We start from the raw sequence: 6,291 nt of genomic DNA on the forward strand, positions 1-6,291 counted from the left end.
CACCGGCAGCACCTATGATTCCACGATCGCGTTGAAAGGCCCCGATAGCCTGCGCGTCCAGGGCTGCGCCTTTGGCGGCATGTTCTGCGGCGGCCAGACCTGGAGCCGTCTGAACTGACGGCTGGGATAGCGATACGGCTTGAGCACCAACGGGTCTCTTGCCTTCGCGGCAATGGCAAATCTCCGGTTGTTCGCGGTTCTTAGATCGTTGCGAATCCGAGAGCCCTTGTTAGGCGCCTTTTCCACCGAGAAGAGCGGTGAGGACTGCACCAATCAAGCCGACGATTGCAGTGACGCCTTTGACCATCAGTTCATTTTGAATTTTCTCCAAAGAATCATTGTTCAACCGTGTAATAACTATCTCACTCAACGCAATTGAGGCATGGAAACCACAGAGCACAGTGAACCCAAAGAGGCCAACGGACGCCCCGGCAAACAGTTTGTAGAACGTCTCCGAAATCGGGTTGCTGACTCCTTGTACGGGAGCGAACCCGACCTCATGGATCAAGATGATATGTATGATAATCGCGATTGAAGAGATACACGCAGCCAAGACAAAAACGGTAATTGCGCTCCGCGACCGCATCCACGGCAGAACGGAAAGTAGTGCACCTGAGAACAGCCCGAACATAACGAGCTGCGCAACCATGGCCCTAATGTCTTCGATGTAACGCCAGTTGCGAAGTATGAGTCCAAAATAGAGAAGAGCAAGGACGACCAACGTTGACGCGACTGCTGACAACGGAAATGCTTCTCGGCTGCTTTTTGAATCCATAGCGATCCCCCGCTTTGGACACCCTACCCGAGTTTACCCCGCATCAACCTCGGACTGTATCGTGAACAATACACACTTTCCGGGCCGACCGAAAGACCTGATCGCCCTGCCGTGATCCCGCCCGGGCGCCTTCCTTATTCATTTCTACTCGCTCTTTTTGAGCGAGAGCCAAGTCCAAAATAGAATCGCCAGGATCGCGATGCCCGGCACCCACCAGTGAAGCCAGCCCCCCTGACAGTTTCTAGGTTTTGCGACGGCGGCTTGCGGCGTTGGTCGCTCATTGACCTCGACAGAGCGCTAACGACCGAAGTCGGATCACCAGTTACGAAACATCAACAATACGCATCGCATGAACTAAATCGCGGCAGGCGTACGCGACGTCTCGACGTGGGGACGGAAGGTCGATTTGTCGGTTCCGCAATCCGGACATCTCCAGGTGGCGGGGATGGCGGCGAAGGGGGTGCCGGACGGGATCGACTGGTCAGGAATTCCGGTGGACTGGTCGTAGATGAAATAGCAGCCGCCGCACATGAAAAGCTGGCGACCCGATCGCCGCATGCCGGCGAGCGGTCGTGCCATATGGCTCGCACCTGATGGCACCGGCGTGGCGACGGAATCTCCCACACTCACGCTGCCGCCTTCCCTGGCGACAAGATAGATACCTAATTCCTTGTGCCCGAAAGCGGCACGCAATGAGCCGGGCAGATCGAGATCGCGGCGGCCGGTTTCAGGGTTGACGTTGGTGGCGCCACATCGGCCGTTACGCCGGTCGACGCGAAACAGCCCTTCGCCGATCCTGATGTCGCCGCCGACCCAATCGAATTCCTCCCACGGTCGTGCGCCGTCGATGTAGAAATTCGCCCGGAACCGCAGCGGATCGATCTTGATCCCCCACTGCTCCTCGAGGCTGCGCACGGTCGCCAGATTGATCAGCGATATGACATTGTCCGGCTTGTCCATGAAGTGGCCGTCGTGCGAGCGAACCAGCGTCGGCGCGCTGCGCAAGGCGGGAACCAGCTGCCAGACGATCTCCTCGACCCTGGCGCGCGCCTGTTCGTCGTTGAGGTCGGCAACAATGAGCTGGTGATTGTCCTGCGTGATCGTCAGCTGCAGGGTTTCGACATCCAGGGTGGTGTGGACCCGCGCCAATGCCTCTTCGAGCATCAGCATCACGAACAGTCCCTTTTTGCCCCATTTGGGATGGCTGGTATCGAACGGGGCCCCGGGACGCACCAGCGCAAACACGCGATCGTGCGGAAACGGCTTCTTGGCCTGCAATTCGACCCGCAGCAGCGGCTGCGCGCTCAAGCCCTTGATCGGATACCGATAGATATTCTTCAGAACGGGCATTGGCGCGCCACCTTGTCGTGCGACGATCTTGCCCGAAAATGCACGACGGGATGGCGGATTGCGTAGAGCCGGTTGTTGCCGAAGTCGTGGAGCCAGATGATGCTTCGCAGGCGAGAGCACCCGGGGCAACGCAAACTGGTCCGAGAATAATGCGGTCATGTCCGTTGCCGGATCATCGATGGCGTCGTCGATGGCGTCCGACAGTCGCGCCACACCCTTCTCGATCTGCTTCGGCGACAGCGCGGCATAGCCGAGAATGATGGCCCGGCTGGTCAGGGCGGTTTGTCGCTGGAGATGCACCCTTGCCGATGACAGCGAATAGACGCCCACCCGCGCACGCAGCGCGAGCGCTTCGACCGTGACGGCATCCGGGATACCCGGCGGCAGATGCCAGAGAACATGCAGGCCGCTGCTTTCGCCGTCGACCAGAACATCGCCGAAGTTGCGCTGCAGCGCGCCGACAAGGCAGTCACGGTTGTGCTTGTAATGGGAGCGCACGCGAAGAAGGTGCGTGGCATAACCGCCGCTGTGCATGAAGTCGGCCAGCGTGGCCTGCTCCAGCCAGGGATTGCCGTTGTTGAGCAGACGTTTCTCGTTGCAGACGGCTTCGGCAATATTTTCCGGTACCACCATATAGCCGAGGCGCAATCCCGCACCGAGTGACTTGGAAAACGTCCCGATGTGGATGGTGCAGTCGGGTGCGAGCGCGGCCAATGGCGGAAGATGCGATCCGTGGTAGCGGATATCGCAATCATAGTCGTCTTCGATGATGTAGCAGCCGTATCGGCGGGCCCAAGCGATGACCTCGCTGCGCCTTTCCGCCGATAATGTTGCGCCGGTCGGATACTGATGCGAGGGCGTCAGATAAAGCAGCGATGCCGGGCGCTGTGGCAGATAATCGGGGATCAACCCGTCCTGATCGACGGCCACGCTGACAACCTCGGCGCCCGCGGCTTCGAAGACAAGCGCGGCGCCCTGATAGCAGGGGTCCTCGACCACACTGAGCGCGCCGCGTGCCAGATACAGCCGCGCTGCAAGCGTCAATCCTTCCTGGATTCCGGAGACGATCACGATACGGCTTGGATCGGCGACGATACCGCGCGCCACTGCCAGATGGTTGGCGATCGCCGTGCGCAGCGCCGGGAATCCGGCGGGATCTCCGTACTGTGTCAGGCCCGCTCCGCCGCCATGCGACAGATTCCTCTGCAGCAATCGGCGCCAGGTTTTCAGCGGAAACAGTTCGGCACCGGGACGACCTGGAAAGAAATCGTAGAGCAAGCGATTGCGGAGCACAGGTGGCAAGGTCTGCGCCCGCCCCTGGCGCAGCGGCATGGGCATGCGTGACTGCAAGACGTAGTCACGCGGATCAGCCATCGACGGGATCGCCGCGCTGTTACGCGGAGACTGTTCCACGACATAGATTCCCGAGGCCGGCCGCGACTCGACGATCCCTTCCATCAACAGCAGGTCATAGGCGCGAACAACGGTGTTGCGGGAGATCGCCAGTTGCTCGGAAAGCCGGCGTGACGATGGCAGGCGCGTCCCGGGAACAAGCCGCGCGCAGCGGATCGCTTCGCGAATTTGGTCCACCATCTGCGTCGTCAACGCTTCCGGCCGGGACCTGTCCAGTAGAACGGAAATCTGCATATCAGCCGTCGTCCTGGTGGGCTTCCTCTGTCCATTCCCGGAGCAAGGACCGGACCAGTTATGAGTCCAGTCTGTCGATTTTGACGGGATTTCCTTCGATGTCAGCCAGTTTGTTGACCAAATTGGACTGGCTCCCTCGGTTTAGCAGCAACTGGACTCATTGGGCCCGGTCGCCGCGTGAGTTGCCCAGGCCTCATGCAGCTTCTGCCCGAAACCCTGCAGCGTCGTCTATCTCCTGGGCAAGCCGGGAAATCCCGCGCCTAACACTCAGCCAACCAATGGAGCCATCGCATTTTCCGCCGGCGGCTCTCATGGCCGTTTGTTGCTTCGTGCGAGCGTTGCCGCACTGACCGCGAGAGCCGCGCCGCGATGCTCCCGGCAATTCGAACCCAAAGGAGATCCCATGAGTACCGCACGAATTCGCTGGCTATCGGCTGCGGCCGCCATTCTCGCCATCTTTGGCAGTGGCTCGAATAGCGCAAGAGCCGAAGATACCATCAAGATCGGAATCCTTCACTCGCTGTCGGGCACCATGGCGATCAGCGAAACGATCCTGAAGGATTTGATGCTGATGGAAGTCGCTGACGTCAACGCCAAGGGCGGTCTGCTCGGAAAGAAGATCGAGCCCGTGGTCGTCGACCCCGCATCGAACTGGCCGCTGTTTGCCGAGAAGGCCCGCGAATTGCTGACAAAGGACAAGGTCGCCGCCGTGTTCGGCTGCTGGACGTCGGTGTCCCGCAAGTCGGTGTTGCCGGTATTCGAGGAACTCAACGGCCTGCTGTTCTACCCGCTCGAATATGAAGGCGAGGAAGCGTCCTACAATATCTTCTACGGCAGCTCCGTGCCCGACAACAAGGCGGTTCCCGCTGTCGAATATCTCATGAGCAAGGAAGGCGGCGACGTTAAGCGCTTCGTGCTTGAGGGCACGGATTACGTCTATCCCCGCACCAGCAACAAGATCATCCGCGCCTTCCTCAAGACCAAGGGTGTCAAGGACGAAGACATCCTGGAGAACTACACGCCGTTCGGCTTCTCCGACTGGCAAACTGAAGTCGCGGCGATCAAGAAGTTCGGTTCGGCCGGCAAGAAGACGGCGGTGGTTTCGACCATCAATGGCGACGCCAATGTGCCGTTCTACAAGGAACTCGGCAATCAGGGCGTCAAAGCCACCGACATTCCGGTGATTGCGTTCTCGGTCGGCGAGGAAGAACTCGCTGGTGTCGACACCAAACCGCTGGTCGGGCATCTTGCGGCCTGGAGCTACTTCCAGTCGGTGAATACGCCGGAGAACAAGGCGTTCATCGCAAAGTGGCGCGCCTACACCCAGAACCCCAAACGCGTCACCAACGATCCCATGGAGTCGGCCTATATCCTGTTCCACATGTGGGTACAGGCCGTGCAACAGGCCGGCACGACCGATGTCGAGGCGGTTCGCCAGGCGATGATCGGCCAGAAGGTCAAATCGCCGTCGGGCTTTGAAGTGATAATGGGCAGCAATCACCACATGGCCAAGCCGGTCATGATCGGCGAGATCCAGGCCGACGGCCAATTCAGTATCGTTCACAAGAGCAAGGCGTTGCCGCCGAAGGCATGGAGCCCCTATGTCGAGGCCAACAAGGGCAAGGTCGCCGACTGGTCATGGCCCTGGGTGTGCGGCGGCTGCACCTCACCACGGTTCGCAGCGAACTGATCTCCCTCGCCGCGTGAACTGTGGGTGCGATCCGGTTACGGCGACATTGTCGGCGTAACCGGAGATGCCTGTTCGCGGCCGGACCGGTAAGCGCTTCGTCGCGAGAAAAATTAGCCGTGGGCACCTGCCAGCGGAAGCGGCTGGTCGCCAAGCATCCCCTTCACCACGACGTCGCGGGCCTTGACGGGGTCGAGCGCGTGACGCGCGACCAGGTCGCTGCATTCGCTGATGATCTGGTCGGCATCCTGCAGCATCTTGAGCTGCTTGTAGCGATCCTCGCGCTTGAGCCCCATGCTCTCGCCGACCAGTTCGAGGATGTTGACGATCCGGAACGGCCAGTCGCGCTCATGCGCGCACAGCTCGCGATGCTCGGAATGATAGACCGTCACCAGCGCATCGACGCTCGCCTCGCGCGCCGCCTCGAGCTCGTTGAGCTGCAGCTCGCGCTTGTATGCCGGAAGCACGGCGAGGCTGAAGCTCTGCAGGCCCACCGATGGCTGTTTCAGGTCGACCAGCTCGATGCCGGGGATGGCTTGGAGGATTTCAATGGCGGCTTCCACGGCCCCGGAAATGCCGGGATGCCGATGCAGCGCGACCCGCATCTCGACCGGTCGTCGCAAATGCGGCTTCAGTTGCGCCAGACGGCCGTCGAGGAACCGGATGAACGGCGTCATCTCGAACGGGCGCGAGCCGCGCTGGCGCTCGACCGTCGGCAACGTCGTTTCCGTGAACTGGACGTAGCAGCTCGGACACCAGGAAATCACCTGGCCGGACTTCGAGTGCGACAGCTTCTCGATGCTGTTCTCGCCCATCCGCCCGGACATCTCGA

4 protein-coding genes and 1 pseudogene are annotated in these 6,291 nt (G+C 60.5%); 2 read left to right on the forward strand and 3 right to left on the reverse strand.

The window, feature by feature from the left end:
* Positions 1-118: DUF2147 domain-containing protein (locus tag ABR948_RS27470; protein ID WP_428116376.1), on the forward strand; the 118-nt coding region annotated here is incomplete at its 5' end.
* Between the two features lie 111 nt (positions 119-229).
* Here the strand turns inward: ABR948_RS27470 and ABR948_RS27475 are convergent.
* Both ABR948_RS27475 and pdxR read right to left on the reverse strand, forming a co-directional pair.
* The gene (locus ABR948_RS27475; protein ID WP_428124113.1) at positions 230-775 is read right to left on the reverse strand and encodes a hypothetical protein; all 546 of its coding nucleotides are present in this window, start codon (positions 773-775) and stop codon (positions 230-232) included.
* A gap of 354 nt (positions 776-1,129) precedes the next feature.
* Positions 1,130-3,718, reverse strand: coding sequence for a MocR-like pyridoxine biosynthesis transcription factor PdxR (gene pdxR / locus ABR948_RS27480; RefSeq protein WP_428124115.1), 2,589 nt, complete (start codon positions 3,716-3,718; stop codon positions 1,130-1,132).
* Between the two features lie 457 nt (positions 3,719-4,175).
* Between pdxR and urtA the strand changes: the two genes are divergently transcribed.
* Entirely contained in the window at positions 4,176-5,462 is a 1,287-nt protein-coding gene (gene urtA, locus ABR948_RS27485; protein WP_428124117.1) for an urea ABC transporter substrate-binding protein, read from the forward strand.
* 110 nt (positions 5,463-5,572) lie between these two features.
* Here urtA and ABR948_RS27490 read toward each other — a convergent pair.
* A pseudogene (locus tag ABR948_RS27490) lies at positions 5,573-6,291 on the reverse strand ((Fe-S)-binding protein); the annotation flags it as partial.

This window comes from Bradyrhizobium sp., assembly GCF_050014615.1.
GTDB lineage: Bacteria > Pseudomonadota > Alphaproteobacteria > Rhizobiales > Xanthobacteraceae > Bradyrhizobium.

Excerpts from the sequence above, each read along its gene's own strand:
- ABR948_RS27475 (WP_428124113.1), bottom strand. The coding sequence starts at position 775 with ATGGATTCAAAAAGCAGCCGAGAAGCATTTCCGTTGTCAGCAGTCGCG.
- pdxR (WP_428124115.1), bottom strand. The coding sequence starts at position 3,718 with ATGGTGGACCAAATTCGCGAAGCGATCCGCTGCGCGCGGCTTGTTCCC.
- urtA (WP_428124117.1), top strand. The coding sequence starts at position 4,176 with ATGAGTACCGCACGAATTCGCTGGCTATCGGCTGCGGCCGCCATTCTC.